Annotated in this window: 18 protein-coding genes; 13 read left to right on the top strand and 5 right to left on the bottom strand. The window is 71.5% G+C overall.

From position 1 onward, the window contains the following. The first annotated feature begins 37 nt into the window (after positions 1 to 37). The 3 genes from hxlB to ACGH48_RS18000 all read left to right on the top strand — a co-directional run bounded on the left by hxlB (position 38) and on the right by ACGH48_RS18000 (position 2,098). Positions 38 to 601: a 6-phospho-3-hexuloisomerase gene (gene hxlB, locus ACGH48_RS18010; protein WP_340197833.1), complete on the top strand. Its 564-nt coding sequence runs from the start codon at positions 38 to 40 to the stop codon at positions 599 to 601. 11 nt (positions 602 to 612) lie between these two features. Continuing rightward, positions 613 to 1,239 (top strand): 3-hexulose-6-phosphate synthase, encoded by a 627-nt coding sequence (gene hxlA / locus ACGH48_RS18005; RefSeq protein WP_111083537.1) that lies wholly within the window; start codon positions 613 to 615, stop codon positions 1,237 to 1,239. A gap of 118 nt (positions 1,240 to 1,357) precedes the next feature. Next, a complete protein-coding gene (locus ACGH48_RS18000) occupies positions 1,358 to 2,098 on the top strand; it encodes an alpha/beta hydrolase (protein ID WP_123311609.1) in 741 nt (246 codons plus the stop codon). A gap of 24 nt (positions 2,099 to 2,122) precedes the next feature. Here the strand turns inward: ACGH48_RS18000 and ACGH48_RS17995 are convergent, their stop codons facing one another. After that, entirely contained in the window at positions 2,123 to 3,478 is a 1,356-nt protein-coding gene (locus tag ACGH48_RS17995; RefSeq protein WP_396289596.1) for an APC family permease, read from the bottom strand. A 147-nt stretch (positions 3,479 to 3,625) separates the two neighbouring features. On the opposite strand from ACGH48_RS17995, the gene ACGH48_RS17990 reads away from it, so the two are divergent. Together ACGH48_RS17990 and ACGH48_RS17985 are read left to right on the top strand one after the other, a co-directional pair. Further along, the gene (locus ACGH48_RS17990; RefSeq protein WP_396289595.1) at positions 3,626 to 4,393 is read left to right on the top strand and encodes an HAD family hydrolase; all 768 of its coding nucleotides are present in this window, start codon (positions 3,626 to 3,628) and stop codon (positions 4,391 to 4,393) included. 77 nt (positions 4,394 to 4,470) lie between these two features. Next, positions 4,471 to 6,981 carry a glycoside hydrolase family 65 protein gene (locus tag ACGH48_RS17985; protein WP_123311615.1) on the top strand — a complete coding sequence of 837 codons (2,511 nt, stop codon included), beginning with the start codon at positions 4,471 to 4,473 and terminating at the stop codon, positions 6,979 to 6,981. A gap of 24 nt (positions 6,982 to 7,005) precedes the next feature. On the opposite strand, the gene ACGH48_RS17980 is transcribed toward ACGH48_RS17985, so the two are convergent. Beyond that, a complete protein-coding gene (locus ACGH48_RS17980) occupies positions 7,006 to 7,521 on the bottom strand; it encodes a DUF1697 domain-containing protein (protein WP_396289593.1) in 516 nt (171 codons plus the stop codon). Between the two features lie 90 nt (positions 7,522 to 7,611). Here ACGH48_RS17980 and ACGH48_RS17975 point away from each other — a divergent pair, with 90 nt between their 5' ends. Together ACGH48_RS17975 and ACGH48_RS17970 are read left to right on the top strand one after the other, a co-directional pair. Beyond that, positions 7,612 to 8,184, top strand: coding sequence for an ArsR/SmtB family transcription factor (locus ACGH48_RS17975; RefSeq protein WP_396289592.1), 573 nt, complete (start codon positions 7,612 to 7,614; stop codon positions 8,182 to 8,184). Beyond that, the gene (locus ACGH48_RS17970; RefSeq protein ID WP_396289591.1) at positions 8,181 to 9,440 is read left to right on the top strand and encodes an MFS transporter; all 1,260 of its coding nucleotides are present in this window, start codon (positions 8,181 to 8,183) and stop codon (positions 9,438 to 9,440) included. The genes ACGH48_RS17975 and ACGH48_RS17970 overlap by 4 nt, the downstream gene beginning before the upstream one ends. Before the next feature lie 19 nt (positions 9,441 to 9,459). On the opposite strand, the gene ACGH48_RS17965 is transcribed toward ACGH48_RS17970, so the two are convergent. Continuing rightward, positions 9,460 to 9,723 carry a hypothetical protein gene (locus ACGH48_RS17965; RefSeq protein ID WP_396289590.1) on the bottom strand — a complete coding sequence of 88 codons (264 nt, stop codon included), beginning with the start codon at positions 9,721 to 9,723 and terminating at the stop codon, positions 9,460 to 9,462. 132 nt (positions 9,724 to 9,855) lie between these two features. Here ACGH48_RS17965 and ACGH48_RS17960 point away from each other — a divergent pair, with 132 nt between their 5' ends. Continuing rightward, a complete protein-coding gene (locus ACGH48_RS17960; RefSeq protein WP_396289589.1) occupies positions 9,856 to 10,308 on the top strand; it encodes a hypothetical protein in 453 nt (150 codons plus the stop codon). A 52-nt stretch (positions 10,309 to 10,360) separates the two neighbouring features. Here ACGH48_RS17960 and ACGH48_RS17955 read toward each other — a convergent pair whose 3' ends face one another. Beyond that, positions 10,361 to 11,836 carry an NCS2 family permease gene (locus ACGH48_RS17955; RefSeq protein WP_123311628.1) on the bottom strand — a complete coding sequence of 492 codons (1,476 nt, stop codon included), beginning with the start codon at positions 11,834 to 11,836 and terminating at the stop codon, positions 10,361 to 10,363. Between the two features lie 157 nt (positions 11,837 to 11,993). Here ACGH48_RS17955 and folE point away from each other — a divergent pair, with 157 nt between their 5' ends. The 5 genes from folE (at position 11,994) to ACGH48_RS17930 (ending at position 15,644) form a co-directional block, all read left to right on the top strand. After that, entirely contained in the window at positions 11,994 to 12,605 is a 612-nt protein-coding gene (folE, locus tag ACGH48_RS17950; RefSeq protein ID WP_222661508.1) for a GTP cyclohydrolase I, read from the top strand. Next, a complete protein-coding gene (gene folP, locus ACGH48_RS17945; protein WP_396289587.1) occupies positions 12,602 to 13,537 on the top strand; it encodes a dihydropteroate synthase in 936 nt (311 codons plus the stop codon). The genes folE and folP overlap by 4 nt, the downstream gene beginning before the upstream one ends. Further along, positions 13,534 to 14,292: a pyrimidine reductase family protein gene (locus ACGH48_RS17940; protein WP_396289585.1), complete on the top strand. Its 759-nt coding sequence runs from the start codon at positions 13,534 to 13,536 to the stop codon at positions 14,290 to 14,292. Before folP ends, ACGH48_RS17940 begins: the two co-directional genes overlap by 4 nt. Before the next feature lie 40 nt (positions 14,293 to 14,332). After that, positions 14,333 to 14,986 carry an HAD-IA family hydrolase gene (locus ACGH48_RS17935; protein ID WP_396289583.1) on the top strand — a complete coding sequence of 218 codons (654 nt, stop codon included), beginning with the start codon at positions 14,333 to 14,335 and terminating at the stop codon, positions 14,984 to 14,986. Between the two features lie 115 nt (positions 14,987 to 15,101). Beyond that, the gene (locus ACGH48_RS17930; protein WP_396289582.1) at positions 15,102 to 15,644 is read left to right on the top strand and encodes a type 1 glutamine amidotransferase domain-containing protein; all 543 of its coding nucleotides are present in this window, start codon (positions 15,102 to 15,104) and stop codon (positions 15,642 to 15,644) included. A gap of 91 nt (positions 15,645 to 15,735) precedes the next feature. Here ACGH48_RS17930 and ACGH48_RS17925 read toward each other — a convergent pair whose 3' ends face one another. Beyond that, entirely contained in the window at positions 15,736 to 16,272 is a 537-nt protein-coding gene (locus ACGH48_RS17925; RefSeq protein WP_396291141.1) for a molybdenum cofactor biosysynthesis protein, read from the bottom strand. Positions 16,273 to 16,616: the final 344 nt, after the last annotated feature.

Here is a 16,616-nt window from a genome sequence, read left to right as displayed (position 1 = left end):
GCGGTACACCAGGCCGCGTGACGGCATGCTCGTGGACATGGCAGAACCCACCGTCCCTGCAGCGTTCGACGTGATCGTGCGTGAGGTCACCGACCTCGCCGCGAACGTCGACGATGCGTCGGCTGAGCGCGCCCTCGACCTGATCGACCGGAGCCACCGGGTCTTCGTGCACGGCGCCGGCCGGTCCGGCCTGGCACTGCGCATGACGGCGATGCGTCTCATGCACCTCGGTCGTGACGTCCACGTCGTCGGCGAGACCACGACGCCCGCGATCCGCCCCGGGGACGTGCTCCTCGTCGCGAGCGGATCCGGCACGACCAGCGGCATCGTGCAGGCGGCCCGCACCGCGCACGACGTCGGAGCGTCCGTCGTCGCACTGTCGACCACCGACGACTCCCCGTTGTCCGAGGTCGCTGACGTCACCCTCGTGCTGCCGGCAGCGACGAAGACCGACCGCTCCGGCACGGCCTCGGCCCAGTACGCCGGCAGCCTCTTCGAACAGGCCGTCGCGCTGGTCGGCGACGCCCTGTTCCACACGCTCTGGTCCCGCGGCGGGCAGTCCGCCGACGACCTCTGGCCCCGACACGCCAACCTCGAATGAAAGGCATCCACATGCAGCTCCAGTTCGCCATGGACACCCTGACCACCGAAGCCGCCCTCGAACTCGCCGCCGCGGCCGCGCCGCACGTCGACGTCCTCGAGCTCGGCACCCCCCTGATCAAGAGCGCCGGCCTGTCCGCGGTCACCGCGATCAAGGAAGCGCACCCGGACAAGATCGTCTTCGCCGACCTCAAGACCATGGACGCCGGCGAGCTCGAGGCCGACATCGCGTTCTCGGCCGGTGCCGACCTGGTCACCGTCCTCGGTGTCGCCGGTGACTCGACCATCGTCGGGGCCGTCAAGGCCGCGAAGAAGCACGGCAAGGGCATCGTCGTCGACCTGATCGGCGTCTCCGACAAGGCCGCCCGTGCCCGTGAGGTCGTCGCGCTCGGTGCCGAGTTCGTCGAGGTCCACGCCGGGCTCGACGAGCAGGCGGAAGAGGGCTTCACGTTCTCGACGCTGCTCGACGCCGGCAAGGAGTCGGGTGTCCCCTTCTCGATCGCGGGTGGCGTGAACGCGTCCTCCGTCGCCTCGGTGCAGGAGGCCGGTGCCCGCATCGCCGTCGCCGGCAGCGCGATCTACAGCGCGTCGGACGTAGGCGCCGCAGCTGCCGAGATCCGCGCAGCCATCACGGCGTAGCGCCCGCGGCGTCCGCGTCGCGATGGTGAGCAGAAATGGTCGAGTGCGTACCCCGCACCCGACCATTTCTGCTCACGAAGCGACCGCCGCCGGTCTTGGTGCGCCGTACGGTGGTCGCATGAACCGAGTGCTGCGGTGGACCGCGTGGATCGTCGCCGTGCTGCTGGTGGTCGTGGTGGTGTTCCTCGTCTGGGCGCACATCGTCATGCAGGGCACCCGGAGCGCTGCGCTGCAGGTCTGGCGCGACGACCGCGTGTCGGTCCAGGACGCCGGCGACTCCGTCGTGATGACCCCGACGGGGCAGGCCGACGGCAAGGGCATCGTGTTCATCCCGGGCGCCAAGGTCGACCCGTACGCGTACATGGCGACCTTCCGGCAGGTGGTCGCGAACGGCACGACCGTCGTCATCACGAAGCCGACCCTGAACCTCGCGTTCTTCGACACCCGGCCGCTCTCCACCTTCGAGGCGCATGCACCGGACGTCGCGACGTGGGCAGTCGGCGGGCACTCGCTGGGCGGGGTGCGCGCCTGCCAGCTCGCGCAGGACGCGGACGGCCTGCTGCTGCTCGGCAGCTACTGCGCGAACGACATCAGCACGTCGTACATCGACGTGCTGAGCGTCTCGGGCTCACGTGACGGGCTCTCGACGCCCGACAAGGTCGACGCTGCCCGACACCTGCTGCCGTCGACCGCGACGATGACCGAGGTCCAGGGTTCGAACCACGCCGACTTCGGCGCGTACGGCGACCAGCCGGGCGACCGCACGGCGACCATCAGCCGCGAGGACGCCCGCCAGCAGATCTCGTCGGCGATCGAGGCGTGGGCGCGCGACCTGCCGCCGGCCCCCGGCCTGCGCTGACCGGGAGGCCCGTGGTGCGTCGCGTCAGCGGATCACGCCCGCCTCGTGGTCGCGTCCAGAGCGCCGCCCGGTCACCCGGGCGACGAAGTACAGCACCACGCCGACGGCGAGCAGGATCGCCGCGTACAGCCAGACCTGCCCGCTCTGCTGCGTCAACAGCAGCACGCACGAGGCGACACCGAGCACGGGGACGAACGTCCACACCCGGAAGTGCTCGTGGTCGACGCGGTCACGGCGCAGCACGAGGACGGCGACGTTCGTGCTGATGAACACGAAGAGCAGCAGCAGCACTACGGTCTCGGCCAGGATGCCCACGTCGCCGACCAGCGTGAGGAGCATCGCGACGACGGTGGTCGCCACGATCGCGGTCCACGGCGTCTTCCGGTTCGGCAGCACCTCGGCCAGCAGCGCGGGCAACAGCCGCTGTTCCGCCATGCCGTAGGTGACGCGGCTCGACATGATCATCGTGAGCAGGGCGCCGTTCGCGACGGCCACCAGGGCGATGAGGCTGAAGACCCAGTCCGGGATCGGCGCCCCGCTGGCCGACACCACGGCCAGGAGCGGGCCGGTCGAGTCCGACAGCTCGGACGCCGGCAACGCGATCGAACTGGCGAGGCCGACCAGGACGTAGACGACGCCCGCGGTGGCGAGGGCGCCGAACAGGGCCTTGGGGTAGACCCGGCTCGGCTCGCGGACCTCCTCCGCGACGTTCGCCGAGGTCTCGAAGCCGACGAACGAGTAGTAGGCGACGATCGCCGCGCTCAGCGTCGCGAGGGCGGGGTTCGCCTCGGCCGGGAACGCACCGATGCGGGAGACGTCACCGCCACCGCCGCCCAGCATCACGGCGACCACCACGATGACGATGACGAGCCCCGACACCTCGATGACGGTCATCACGACGTTGCTCCGCAGCGAGTCCGAGATGCCGCGGGCGTTCAGGCAGGCGATCAGCGCGAGGAACACGATCGCGGTCGGCACCGGCGGCAGGTCGACGAACGTGCCGAGGTAGTCGCCGGCGAAGGCGAGCGACAGACCGGCGGCGCTCGTGACCCCCGCGGCGAGCATGCTGAACCCGACCAGGAACGACACGATGGGCGTCCTGTAGGCACGCTCCGCGAACACCGCGGCGCCGCCGGCCTTCGGGTACTTCGTCACGAGCTCCGCGTACGAGCCCGCCGTGAGCAGGGCCAGCAGCAGCGCGAGCAGGAGCGGTGCCCAGAGTGCCCCGCCCACGTCCTGCGACAGGGTGCCCATGAGCGCGTAGATCCCGGCGCCGAGGACGTCGCCGAGGATGAACAGGTACAGGAGCGGCCCGGTGATGGCCTGCCGGAGCTTGGAGCCGGTGCCGTCGTGCGGGGGTGCCGCGGTCTCGCTGGTCATGGTGGAGCCTTCCGTCCGGACCAGCGTGTCGACCCGCGCCTCAGGGAGTTCACAGGCCGTCGGGCGCGTTTGAACACCCGTCCTGGAGCGGTCCTAGACTCGACGAGAGCAACGTCCACGACCCCCGTTCTCCCTGAAGGGCTGCAGATGACGACGCCGACCCGGCGCACACCCGCGCGACTCGCGGACACGCGAGCGCTCCTGTTCGACCTGGACGGTGTCCTCACCCCCACCGCCGACGTGCACATGCGCGCCTGGAGCCGGCTCTTCATGCCGTACCTCGAGGCACACGGGGTCGCGCCGTACACGCAGGCCGACTACTTCGCGTACATCGACGGCAAGCCGCGGTACGACGGCGTGCGCTCGCTGCTCGAATCGCGGGGCATCGACCTGCCGCAGGGCACCCCGGACGACGACCCGGACGCCGACACCGTGTGCGGTCTCGGCAACCGGAAGAACGCCGAGTTCACCGCGGAGCTGGACGAGCACGGTGTCGAGCCGTACCCGGGCTCGCTCCGGTTCCTCACCGCCGCGATCGACGCCGGCTTCCACGTCGCGGTCGTCTCGAGTTCCGCGAACGCCGTCTCGGTGCTGCGGACCGCCGGCATCCTCGACCGGTTCCCCGTCGTCGTCGACGGCCTCGTCGCACGTCAGGACGGCCTCGCCGGCAAGCCCGCCCCCGACACCTACCTCGACGCCGCCGGACGGTTCGGTCTGACCGCCGCCGAGTGCGTCGTGGTCGAGGACGCCACGAGCGGTGTCGAAGCCGGCCGGAACGGGGCCTTCGGCCTCGTCGTCGGGGTCGACCGCGGAGCGGGCGCCGACGCGTTGCGCGCGCACGGTGCCGACGTCGTCGTGACGGACCTCGCCGACCTGGTCGCGGACCTTCCCCGGGCGACCACCAGCACCACGTAGGCCAGCGGACCGGAGGCGAGCCGCGCCTCCCGGTCGAACCGACGTCCCCACGCCACTCTCCCTTCCCACGGAGCACCATGAACCCCATCACCTCGGACCCGCTCGACCGCGTCCGGTACCCGATCGACGAGTGGGCACTCGTCGAGACCGAGTACACCCCCGACCAGCAGGGCGTCGCCGAGACGAACTTCGCCGTCGGCAACGGGTACCTCGGCCTGCGTGGCAACCTCGACGAGGGCCGTGGCGGCGTGCAGTACGGCACGTACATCAACGGGTTCCACGAGACCTGGCCGATCCGGCACGCCGAAGACGCCTTCGGGTTCGCCAAGACCGGGCAGACGATCATCAACGCGCCCGACGCCAAGGTGATCCGGCTGTACGTCGACGACGAGCCCCTGGTGCTGGCCGAGGCGGACATCCTCCGCCACACGCGGCGGCTCGAGTTCCGCGGCGGCTACCTGTTCCGCGAGACCGAGTGGTCGACGCCGTCCGGCAAGCGCGTGCTGATCCGGTCCCGCCGTCTGGTGTCGTTCACCGATCGGCACCTCGCCGTCATCGACTACGAGGTCACCGTGCTCGACGCGGACGCTTCGATCCTGCTGTCCAGCCAGATCCTGAACCGCCAGGACGTGCAGGACGAGTACCACGCGGGGATGCGGGCAGCGGCGAACGCCTTCGACCCGCGCAAGGCCGAGGCCTTCACCGACCGGGTGCTCGAACCGAAGCTCAAGCGCAGCACCGGCGCCCGCTCGCTGCTCGGCTACCAGGCGTCGAGCTCCGGCATGACGATCTGCGTCGGCGTGGAGCACCACCTCGAGACCGAGAACAGCTGGGACGAGTCGTCGTCGATCGACGACGACCTGGCGAAGCACGTCTACCGCGTCCAGGCGCGCGCCGGCCAGCCGATCCGACTCGTGAAGCACGTGGTGTACCACACCTCCCGCGGTGTCCCGGTGCGCGAACTCGCCGACCGCTGCGACCGCACGCTCGACCGGGCGCACGCCGAGAACATCGACGAGACGTTCGAGAAGCAGCGCGTCTGGCTCGACGACTACTGGGCGCGGAGCGACGTCGAGATCGCCGGGCAGCCGGCCATCCAGCAGGCCGTCCGGTGGAACCTGTTCATGCTCGCGCAGGCCACCGCCCGCACCGACGGACACGGCATCGCCGCCAAGGGCGTCACCGGCTCCGGGTACGGCGGACACTACTTCTGGGACATGGAGATCTACGTCCTGCCGTTCCTGTCCTACACGGCGCCGATCGTCGCCCGGAACGCCCTGCGCTTCCGCTACAACATGCTCGACGCGGCACGCTCACGGGCACGTGAGCTGAACCAGCGGGGTGCGCTGTTCCCCTGGCGCACGATCAACGGCGAGGAGTCCAGCGCGTACTACGCCGCCGGCACCGCGCAGTACCACATCGACGCCGACATCGCTCATGCCCTGATGCAGTACGTGCGGGCGTCCGGAGACACCGAGTTCCTGAAGCGCGGAGCGATCGACGTGCTCGTCGAGACCGCTCGGCTCTGGGCCGACCTCGGCTTCTGGCGCTCCAACGGCGACAAGAAGTTCCACATCGACGGCGTCACCGGGCCCGACGAGTACACGACCGTGGTCGACGACAACCTGTACACGAACGTCATGGCGCGGGCGAACCTGTGGTTCGCGGTCAACGCGTGCCGCGAGCTTGCGGCCGACGACGTCGAAGAGTACGACCGGATGATCCGACGCACCGGCCTGCGCCCCGACGAGCTCGTCGAGTGGGAGCACGCTGCCGAGTCGATGGAGATCCCCTTCGACCCGCACCGTGGCATCCACCCGCAGGACGCCCAGTTCCTCGACAAGGAACTCTGGGACCTCGAGAACACCCCCGAGTCCAAGCGCCCGCTGCTGCTGCACTACCACCCGCTGGTGATCTACCGGTTCCAGGTGCTCAAGCAGGCCGACGTCGTGCTCGCGCTGTTCCTGCAGGGGCACGAGTTCACCGCGGCCGAGAAGCGCCGCGACTTCGACTACTACGACGCGCTCACCACGGGCGACTCGACGCTGTCGGCGGTCGTGCAGTCGATCATGGCAGCCGAGGTCGGGTACCACGACCTCGCCGACCAGTACTTCCAGACGGCGCTCTACGTCGACCTGGCCGACCTGCACGGCAACACCTCGGACGGCGTCCACATCGCGTCGACCGGCGGCATCTGGGGTGCACTCGTCAACGGGTTCGGCGGCATGCGCGACCACGGCGGCCGGATGACGTTCAACCCGCGGCTGCCGCGGCACTGGGACGCCCTGACCTACCGCCTGACCGTGCGTGGATCGCGCGTCCGGGTGGACCTCGGGCAGGACGCCATGACCTTCACGGTCGAGACGGGCTCGGGCTTCACCGCGTGGGTGCACAACCAGCAGTGGGACATCGAGGCCGGCGAGCCGACCGTGGTGCCGCTGCCGCACCAGGGGCCGCGGATGTCCGGGCACGCCCCGACGACGAGCGACATCCAGGGCACGCTCCGTGCGGACGGCTCCGTGATCACGGCGTCGATCCCGACGATCTCGCTCGAGCGCGACTTCGACGTCGACGAGACGACCGCGTAGGGCGGCGGTCCGAGCTCGCTCGGGTCACAGGAGCTTCCGGAGGGTGTTCGTGTTGCGCGTCGTGGTCGAGCGCTTGAAGCGTGCTGCCCCGGCCCGCTTCGCGAACACGGTGTCCGTGCTCGAGCCCTTCGGGCAGGACCAGTACACGACTCCGTCGCCCCGGGCGACCTGCTCGACCGTGGCGTCGACTGCGAGGTCGGTGAGCAGTGCGTCGAGGGCGTCGTCGTCGGAGCCGAACACCACGTAGTCGTGCCGGTCGTCCGCCCGGTCGAACGGGAACCGCTCGATCACTGCCGCCAGGTCCTCGTGACGGACGAGCACGATCCACGCGTCGTAGCCGAAGCGGTCGCGGAGCGCCTGCTCGATCGTCGTCTTGAGGGTGGAGGCGTCGGCATCCGTGTCGAACACCACGTTGCCGGACGCGAGCACCGTGCGGACGTCGGCGAAGCCGAGCCCTCGGAACAGGTCCGCGAGGTCGGCGCTCCTGATCGTGATGCCGTTGACGTTCACTCCGCGCAGCAGCGCGATCCACTTCGCCATGCCCGAACCGTAGCGCGGCCCTGGTCGGCTTACCCGATCAACTGCACAAGAATCGTTGCGCAAGAACTGTTGTGCATCTATGGTCGGACCATGACCGTCCGCAGACTCGACGACGCCGCCCACATGCGTGCCCTCGCCCACCCGACCCGACTGCGGATCGTCGGGCTCCTGCGCTCCGGTGGGCCGCAGACCGCGGCGATGCTCGGCGAGGAGATCGACGAAGCGCCCGGCACGATCAGCTACCACTGCAAGCGGCTGGCGGGCGCGGACTTCATCGAGCCGGCTCCGGAGCTCGGTTCGGACCGGCGGGAACGGTGGTGGCGGGCGACGGCGGACCACACGTCGTGGGACCTCGCCGACGCGTTCGACGATCCGGAACGCATGCTCGCGACGACCGCGCTCGACCACACCGTCGCCGATGCGTACGCGGCCGAGTACGGGCGGTTCATCGACCAGGCGCCCGTCCTGGGGCGTGCGTGGGTCGCGGCGTCGACCAGTTCCGACGAGGTGCTGCGACTGACCGTCGAGGAACTCAGCGAGCTCGGCGCCGAACTGCGTGCCGTGGTCGAGCGGTGGACGGCCGTGAGCGACGCGCACACGCCAGGCGACGGCTCGGAGCGCGTCATCGCCGTCACGCAGAGCTACCGGATGGGGCGAGCGTGAACGCCCGGGCCCGACTGCGTGCACTGCTCGCGGTCCAGGCCGTCTCGAGGACCGGGAACGTCGTCACGACCGTGGCCGTGCCCTTCGCCGTCCTCGCGCGGGGTGGCTCGGCGACGGACGTCGGGATCGCCGCCTTCGCCGCGACGGTGCCGATCGTCCTCGGCGGCCCCTTCGGCGGGGCGCTCGTCGAGCGGGTCGGGTTCGTCCGGTCGAGCGTGGCGTCGGACCTCGTCAGCGGTGCGACCCTGCTGGCGATGCCGGTGCTCGCCTGGACCGTGGGTCTGCCGTTCTGGGCGCTCCTGTCGCTCGTCTTCGTGAGCGGCCTGTTCGACCTGCCGGGGGAGTCCGCACGTCGGGTCCTGCTGCCCGGACTCGCGCGATCGGCCGGCGTTCCACTGGAGCGGGCGGTCGGGCACTTCGAGGCGTCGCAGCGACTGTCGGTGCTCATCGGCGCGCCGCTCGGCGGCGTGCTCGTGGCGGCTGCCGGCCCGATGGCGGCACTCGTCTGCACCGCGGTGGCGTTCGGCACCGCAGCCCTGCTCGCCGCGGTGCTGGTCCGTCCGGCGGAGGACGACGGAGCGGCCGCGGGCGCTGATGCGGCTCCGACCAACGGGTACTGGCGGGACATCGCCGAGGGCTTCCGGTTCTGCGTCCGCGACCCGTTCTTCCGGCTCGTGATCGCCCTCGTGCTGGTCACGAACCTGCTCGACGCGGCCCGGTCGACGACGTTGCTCCCCCTCTACGCCGCCGACACCCTCGGTGGGGCGCAGGCGCTGGGCTTCGTGACGGGGACCTTCGGCGGTGCGGCGTTCCTCGGGTCGGTGGCCTTCGGGTACGTCGCACACCGCGTTCCCCGTCGGATCACGTTCGTCCTGTGCTTCGTGCTCGCCGGCGGGCCCTCGCTCCTGGTGCCGGCACTCGGACTCGGGCTGCCGTGGATGCTCGCCGCGTCGGCGCTGTCGGGGCTCGCCGCCGGGTCGCTCAACCCGATCCTCGGGGCCGTCGAGCTCGAGCGCATCCCGGAGCACATGCGCGCCCGGGTGTTCGGGCTGCTCGGGGCCGGGTCCTGGGCGGGGATCCCCCTCGGTGGGTTGCTCGCCGGCTTCGCGGCCGACGGCGTCGGCGTCCAGGCGACGTTCGGGGTGGTCGTCGTGCTCTACACGGTGGTGACGCTCGCGCCGCTGACGGGCGGCGCCTGGCGCCTCATGGAACGACCGGATCCCGAGCGGGCGCCGGTCGAGCGCGTGACGACCTAGTCCACACTCGACGCGGTGCTCACGTCCAGGTCCGCGCGACGCCCCAGCCGGTGCCCTCGGGCACGATGTCGACCACCAGCGTGTCCCCGTCGTCGGCGGTCGCCTGGAACCGCCAGCCGACCGTGCGCTCGGGTGCGTGGGTGATGGCGGTCGGCAGCTCGGCCCGTGTGACGGTCAGACGGGTCGGGGTGTCGCTCACCCGCCAGCGGCGTCCGGCCCAGACCAGCCGGCTCGGCGCGCCCTCGGCCCACCACACCGTGGCGGCCGTCTCCGTGATCATCATCGGGTCTCCTCGTTCGAACGTGTGTTCGAATGCTAGGTCGCCCGAAGCGACCCCGCAAGCGCTCGGCGAGGCGACGGCGGGTCGTGGACGATGCCGTCCGCGGGCGCAGACGCCGTCGTGTAGACGGGGAGCATGACGAACGACGATCAGGGTCCCGACGCACAGCACCAGGTCCCCGAGGGGGTGTCCGACGCCACGGTCGAGGCACTCGGCACGCTGTCCGCCGCGGTCGAGGTCATCGAGCACGCCCGCGGCCTGCTCTACGGCTTCCACCGCATGACCGGCACTGCCGACCTGAACCTCGGCGAGGCCGTCGAGCAGCTCCGGAAGGCGGGGCACACCGAACTGGCCGACCGCATCGACACGGAGCTCGTCGGCCGCAACGTCATCGCCGGCCGCTGGACGTTCCAGGTCGTCGAGGACTACGACGACGGGTACTACGCCCTCGCGAAGGAGCTCGAGCGCACCGCGCGGGACGAGCTCGTGCAGGGACGCCGCCACCTGTTCGAGGCGGGCATGAAGGAGGACCGGCGGACGGGCGGTCGACGCCACCACGAGGCGACGCCGAGCGACCTGCCGGACTGAGCACGGGCCTCCCGGCCTGCTCTCGCAGACTGACCGTCCCGGCGACCCGGCCTCAGCCGACGCCGAGCAGCGCCTCGAGCGGCCCCCGCGCGAAGTACAGCAGGAAGCCCGCAGCGACGACGTAGAGCAGCCACGAGACCTCACGGCCACGGCCGGACAGCAGCTTGATGAGCACCCAGCTGATGAACCCGGCGCCGATGCCGTTCGCGATCGAGTAGGTCAGCGGCATGACGACGATCGTCAGGAACGCGGGCAGGGCCGAGCCGAAGTCCGACCACGAGATGTCCGCGACCTGCGCCACCATGAGCGCGCCGACGACGACGAGTCCGGCCGCGGCGACCTCGAGCGGGACGACCTGCGTGAGCGGAGTGAGGAACATCGACGCCAGGAACAGCAGGCCGGTGACGACGGAGGCCATGCCGGTGCGGGCGCCCTCGCCGATGCCGGCGGCGGAGTCGATGAAGACGGTGTTCGACGACACCGAGGCGCCCCCACCGGCGATGGCGCCGACGCCCTCGACGACGAGCGCCGACTTCAGGCGGGGGAACGTGCCGTCGGGCTTCGCGACGCCGGCGGCCTTCGCCAGACCGGTCATGGTGCCCATCGCGTCGAAGAAGTTCGTGAACACGAGGGTGAAGACGAGCATCGACGCGGCCAACGGCCCGATGCGGCTGAACGCGCCGAACAGGTCGGCGTGGCCGACGAGCGACAGGTCGGGGAACGCGAACAGGGCGCTCGGCAGGCCGGGCGCGTTGAGGTTCCACCCGGTCTTCGAGTCGACCGAGGTCGGCACCTGGAAGATCGCCTGCAGGATGATCGCGATGATCGTGGTCGCGACGATGCCGATGAGCAGCGCACCCTTGACCTTGCGGGCCATGAGCGTCCCGATGATCACCAGGCCGATCAGGAACACGATGGTCGGCAGGGCGCCGACGGAGCCGTCCTCGCCGAGCTGCAGGGGCGGGGACGCGAGCCCGGACGAGCGCACGAAGCCGGAGTCGACGAGTCCGATGAAGGCGATGAACAGGCCGATCCCGACGGTGATCGCGGCCTTCAGCTGTGCCGGGACGGCGGTGAAGATCATCGTCCGGATCCCGGTCAACGCGAGGATCACGATGATCACGCCGTTGATGACGACGAGACCCATCGCCTCGGCCCACGTGACCTGCTGCACGACGCTGACGGCCAGGAACGAGTTGATCCCGAGGCCGGCGGCGATGCCGAACGGCAGGTTCGCGATGACGCCCATCGCGATGGTCATCAGCCCGGCGACGAGTCCGGTCGCGGCGGCGACCTGTGCGTTCTCGAGCCAACCGCCGGAGACGTCCTTGGCGGCCTGGTCGGCGCTGAACCCGCCGAGGATCAGCGGGTTCAGGATCACGATGTACGCCATCGTCACGAACGAGACGAGTCCGCCTCGGATCTCACGCGGGATCGTGGATCCGCGCTTCGTGATGGAGAAGTATCGGTCGAGGCCGGTCGCGAAGCGGTTCCGGGGTGTGGTGTCGGTCTGCGGGGCGCTCACCACGAGAGTTTAAAGGACGCTGGGTTTCGGGCGTGTCACACGGGTCTCACAGGTTGCGGCAGCCGGGAGGCCCGTCCCACGCCGGTCGCGCACCTCGCGCTGGGCGCCGGCTCGCGTTCTCCGGCCATGGCTGGTGTTGGATGGGTGGGTGACGTCACGCATGGACCGTGCCCGCGTCGAGGCCGCGGTGCGCGAACTCCTGCTCGGCATCGGCGAGGACCCCGATCGCCCCGAGCTCGAACGCACTCCCGCTCGGGTCGCCGACTCGTACGCAGAGTTCTTCTCCGGCATCGGGACGGACGCCGTCGCCATCGCCCGCGACGGCACCGTGCACGCCGAGGACGGTGAGCGCGGGCGACTCGTCATCGTCCGCGACGTGAAGTTCCGGTCCGTCTGCGAGCACCACCTGTTGCCGTTCCTCGGGGTCGCGCACCTGGCCTACGCGCCGGGTGACCGCCTGATCGGACTCGGCACCCTCGCCCGGGTGCTCGACGCCGTGGCCTCGCGCCCGCAGCTGCAGGAACGGCTGGGCGAACAGGTCGCCGCGACGATCGCCGAGGGGCTCGGCGCCGAGGGTGTGCTCGTGGTCCTCGACGCGCAGCACCAGTGCGTGACGACCCGCGGGGAGCGCCAGACCGGATCGACGACCGTGACGGTGGCGGCGACCGGTTCGCTGGCTGACGCCGCGGGCCGGGCCGAGGCGATCGCGCTCATCGGCGCGGGGCGTGTGACGGACACCACGCACGTGGCGAGCGACGGGGCGGACGCGTGACGGGCCTCCCGGGCCTCCCGGGCGTCGGAGGCGCAGCCGGACCCGGCTGGGTGGTGCCCGACCTGCGTGACCCGGTGCGCACGATCGGCCGCCGCACCATCGACTTCGACCACCGCATCGCCGTGATGGCGATCGTGAACCGGACCCCGGACTCGTTCCACGACCGCGGCGCCACGTTCGAGCTCGACCGGGCCGTCGAGGCCGCTGTCCGAGCGGCCGAGCAGGGTGCCGACTGGGTCGACATCGGCGGCGTGAAGTTCGCCCCCGGGCCGGAACTGCCCGCCGCCGACGAGGTCGACCGCGTCGTCCCCGTGGTCGAACAGCTCGCCCAGCAGTCCGACGTCACCATCAGCGTCGACACCTTCCGCCCCGAGGTCGCCGCGGCGGCGATCGCGGCCGGCGCGAGCGTCGTCAACGACACCACCGGCCTGTCCGACCCACGGATGGCGGCCGTCGTCGCGGACTCCGAGGCCACGATCGTCATCACGCACTCGCTCGCCGAACCCCGTCGTCCGCTCGAGGCACCGCCGCAGTACGACGACGTCACCGCGTCCGTCGTCGGGTTCCTGCGGGAGCGCGTCGACCGGGCGCTCGCCGCGGGCGTCCCCGAGTCGCGGATCGTCGTCGACCCGGGCCACGACCTCAACAAGAACACCGTGCACACCCTCGAACTCACCCGGCGGCTGCCCGAGGTCGTGGCGCTCGGCTACCCGGTGCTCGCGGCGGTGTCGAACAAGGACTTCGTGGGGGAGTCCCTCGGGCGCCCGCGCGGCGAACGCCTGGCGGGCTCGCTCGCCGTCGCGACGGTGAGCGCGATGCTCGGTGCGCGGATCGTCCGGATGCACGACGTCGCCGAGAGCGTCGACGCGATGCGCATGGTCGAGGCGACGCTCGGCTGGCGGGCACCGGTGGAATCGAGGCACAACACGTGAACCTCCTGCCGCCGTCGATCGCGGACCTGTCCGACGACGACCTGCTCGGCCTGTACACCGCGGGTGCCTCGGCGCCGTGGCTGCGGGTGAACTTCGTGGCGACGCTCGACGGGTCAGCCTCGGCCGCCGGTGTCTCGGGTTCGCTCGGCGGCCCGGACGACCTGCGCGTGTTCGACCTGCTGCGCCGGGTGGCCGACGTGGTGCTCGTCGCCGCGGGCACCGTGCGCGACGAGGGCTACGGGCCGATGGTCCTGCACGACGCCGACGTGACCTGGCGTCGGGCGCACGGCATGCCCGACCACCCGGTGTTCGCGATCGTCTCGCGGTCGCTCTCGCTCGATCCTGCTTCGCGGGTGTTCACCGAGGCACCGGTCCGGGCCGTCGTGCTGACCTCCGCTGCCGCGGCTGCGTCGGAGACCGGGGTCGCGCTGTCGTCCGTCGCCGACGTCGTGCCGTGCAGCCCCGGGGCCGATCCCGGATCGGTCGACGTGTCGCTCGTCCGCGACGCACTGGTGGCGCGGGGGCTCGGCACGATCCACTGCGAGGGCGGTCCGTCGTTCCTGGGCTCGCTCATCGCCGCGGACGCCGTCGACGAGCTGACCCTGACGATCGACCCGTCGCTCGAGGGCGGTGCCGGCCCGAGGATCGCCCGCGGCGGTTCCCCGGAGCTGCGGCGGATGCGCCCGGCGCACGTGCTCCGCGGTGCGGGTGACGTGCTGCTCACCCGGTACGTCCGGGCGGAGCCGCCCGCCTGAGCCCCGGTGCCGGTCGACCGCGTCGGCTAGGGTCGGGCGCGTGATCGACATCGTGGCGTCCGGGGTCCTCTTCGACATGGACGGGACGCTCGTCGACTCGACCGCGGTGGTCGAGTCGACCTGGACCCGGTTCGGGCAGTCGCGCGGCATCGACCCGGCCGAGATCCTGGCGTTCTCGCACGGCCGCCAGGCGATCAGCACGATCCAGCACTTCCTGCCCGACCTGGACCGCGACGAGCAGCTGCGCATCGCCGCCGAACTGGTCGCCGAGGAGAGCGCGAGCAGCGAGGGCATCTCCGAGATCCCCGGCGCCGCGGCCTTCGTCGACCGGCTCCTCGCCGCGGGGGTCCCGGTGGCGCTCGTGACGAGTGCGCCGCGCGACCTGGCCACCGGGCGGATGGCCGCCGCGGGACTGACGATGCCGACAGCGTTCGTGCCGTCCGAGGACGTGGAGCACGGCAAGCCACACCCCGACGGGTACCTGCGCGGTGCCGCGCTGCTCGGGGTCGACGCCTCCGACTGCGTGGCGTTCGAGGACGCCCCCGCCGGCCTCGAGTCGGCCATCGCCTCGGGAGCGACCACGGTCGTCGTCGGCCCGCACGAGTCCGACGTCACGGTCGGGCTGCACCGGGTGTCGGGGTACGACGGCATCGCCGTCGAGGCAGAAGGGTCCGCTTTCCGCATCCGCGGCTGAGGGCTCGCTGCGTCCTGCGGGCACGTTCAGCGCTCCCCGACGACCCTCGGGTGTGCGGCCGGAACCACCGGGCCGCACGTGCGGCCGGAACCACCGGGCCGCGGAAGGAGCGACCATGGCAACCCTGGACGGCAAGAAGGTCCTCGTCATCGCGACGAACTACGGCGTGGAGCAGGACGAGATCGTCGTGCCCGTCGACCAGCTCCGCGAGCGCGGTGCGACGGTGACGGTGGCGGCGCAGGAGTCCGGTCCGATCGCGACCCTCGTCGGCGACAAGGACCCCGGGAAGTCCCTCGACCCGGACACCACCATCGCCGGTGTCAACGTGACCGGGTACGACGCACTCGTCGTCCCCGGCGGCACCATCAACGCCGACACCCTGCGGCAGGACAACTCGGCGGTCTCCCTCGTCACGGCCTTCGTCGAGGCGAACAAGCCCGTCGCGGCGATCTGCCACGGCCCGTGGACGCTCATCGAGGCGGGTGTGCTGCGCGGGAGGACGATCACCTCGTTCCCGTCGTTGCAGACCGACGTCCGGAACGCGGGTGCCGAGTGGGTCGACCAGGAGGTCCAGGTCGACGGCGGCATCATCACGTCGCGCAACCCCGACGACCTGCCGGCGTTCGTCGACGCGATCGAGAGCGCCCTCACCGCGTGAGCACGGTGCGCCGCCGCTGATGGCGACGCCGCTGATGGCGACGCCGCTGACGGCGCCGCCGCTGATGGCGCCGCCGCTCACGGCGCCGTCATCAGTCCAGCGCGACGGGGCGGGTCGTCCGGAGCACCGCGGGTCCGAGGGTGAGCACACCGTCGGACTCGGGATCGCACCGGACCCCGCCCCGTCCGCGCATCGCCCGGAACGCCCCCGGCGCGACCTCGTGGTCCATCCACGCGCACGGGTTCGCCGGCCGGTACCCGCGGAACAGCACGGCACCGCTGCCGGGGCTCTGCAGCGAGAACGGCTCGCCCCGGAGCGCTTCGACGTCGGCACCGCGCAGGAACACGTTCCGCCGGGTCGCCACGGGGTCGACCGGTGCGCCGAGTGACCGTGCGACGTCCTCGAGTCCCTCGAGCCCGATGACCGTCACTGAGGCGTGCACGTGCGCCCGCGCGGCGAAGTAGCGGTCGCCGACGATGCCGAGCCCGGCGCGGAGTTCGATGCGGTCCCGCAGCTCGTCCGGGTCGTCCGGTCGGACCGGTACCGCGCCGTCGGCTGGCCGGCCCTCGTAGCGGTGGCGGCGTGCGACGAGCAACAGCGCGATCTCGACGTCGGCCCGGAACGGCAGGCCGACCTGATCGACACTGTCGGCGAGGTCGACGGAGCCGACCCGGTGGTCAGACGCGGCCACGTCGTTTCCGGAGGTCACCCGCCCAACGCTAGCCGGGCCTCCCGGTCGACGGCGGTCCTGTCGGCGGCATGCCGGCGTCGCTGCGGCGGCGCCCGGGTTCCACAACACGCCGTGCGCACGCCACCGAGGTTCCACGGCTGCGCGCGCGGAGCGCCGACATGCCGAGATTTCGGAACCTCGAGCCGCCACGCGCCACCCGCCACGCGCAACGCGCCCGCGCCCACGCCACGGACGCGCGCTTGTGCCCGCCCCGCCGCGCCGTCCGATTTCCGCCAGTCGCG

This window comes from Curtobacterium pomorum (assembly GCF_044497295.1).
Taxonomy (GTDB): domain Bacteria; phylum Actinomycetota; class Actinomycetes; order Actinomycetales; family Microbacteriaceae; genus Curtobacterium.
Note: the sequence above shows the minus strand (reverse complement) of the source record. Positions and strands in the feature narration are given on the sequence as shown.

Excerpts from the sequence above, each read along its gene's own strand:
- hxlB (WP_340197833.1), top strand. The coding sequence starts at position 38 with ATGGCAGAACCCACCGTCCCTGCAGCGTTCGACGTGATCGTGCGTGAG.
- hxlA (WP_111083537.1), top strand. The coding sequence starts at position 613 with ATGCAGCTCCAGTTCGCCATGGACACCCTGACCACCGAAGCCGCCCTC.
- ACGH48_RS18000 (WP_123311609.1), top strand. The coding sequence starts at position 1,358 with ATGAACCGAGTGCTGCGGTGGACCGCGTGGATCGTCGCCGTGCTGCTG.
- ACGH48_RS17995 (WP_396289596.1), bottom strand. The coding sequence starts at position 3,478 with ATGACCAGCGAGACCGCGGCACCCCCGCACGACGGCACCGGCTCCAAG.
- ACGH48_RS17990 (WP_396289595.1), top strand. The coding sequence starts at position 3,626 with ATGACGACGCCGACCCGGCGCACACCCGCGCGACTCGCGGACACGCGA.
- ACGH48_RS17985 (WP_123311615.1), top strand. The coding sequence starts at position 4,471 with ATGAACCCCATCACCTCGGACCCGCTCGACCGCGTCCGGTACCCGATC.
- ACGH48_RS17980 (WP_396289593.1), bottom strand. The coding sequence starts at position 7,521 with ATGGCGAAGTGGATCGCGCTGCTGCGCGGAGTGAACGTCAACGGCATC.
- ACGH48_RS17975 (WP_396289592.1), top strand. The coding sequence starts at position 7,612 with ATGACCGTCCGCAGACTCGACGACGCCGCCCACATGCGTGCCCTCGCC.
- ACGH48_RS17965 (WP_396289590.1), bottom strand. The coding sequence starts at position 9,723 with ATGATGATCACGGAGACGGCCGCCACGGTGTGGTGGGCCGAGGGCGCG.
- ACGH48_RS17960 (WP_396289589.1), top strand. The coding sequence starts at position 9,856 with ATGACGAACGACGATCAGGGTCCCGACGCACAGCACCAGGTCCCCGAG.
- folE (WP_222661508.1), top strand. The coding sequence starts at position 11,994 with ATGGACCGTGCCCGCGTCGAGGCCGCGGTGCGCGAACTCCTGCTCGGC.
- ACGH48_RS17930 (WP_396289582.1), top strand. The coding sequence starts at position 15,102 with ATGGCAACCCTGGACGGCAAGAAGGTCCTCGTCATCGCGACGAACTAC.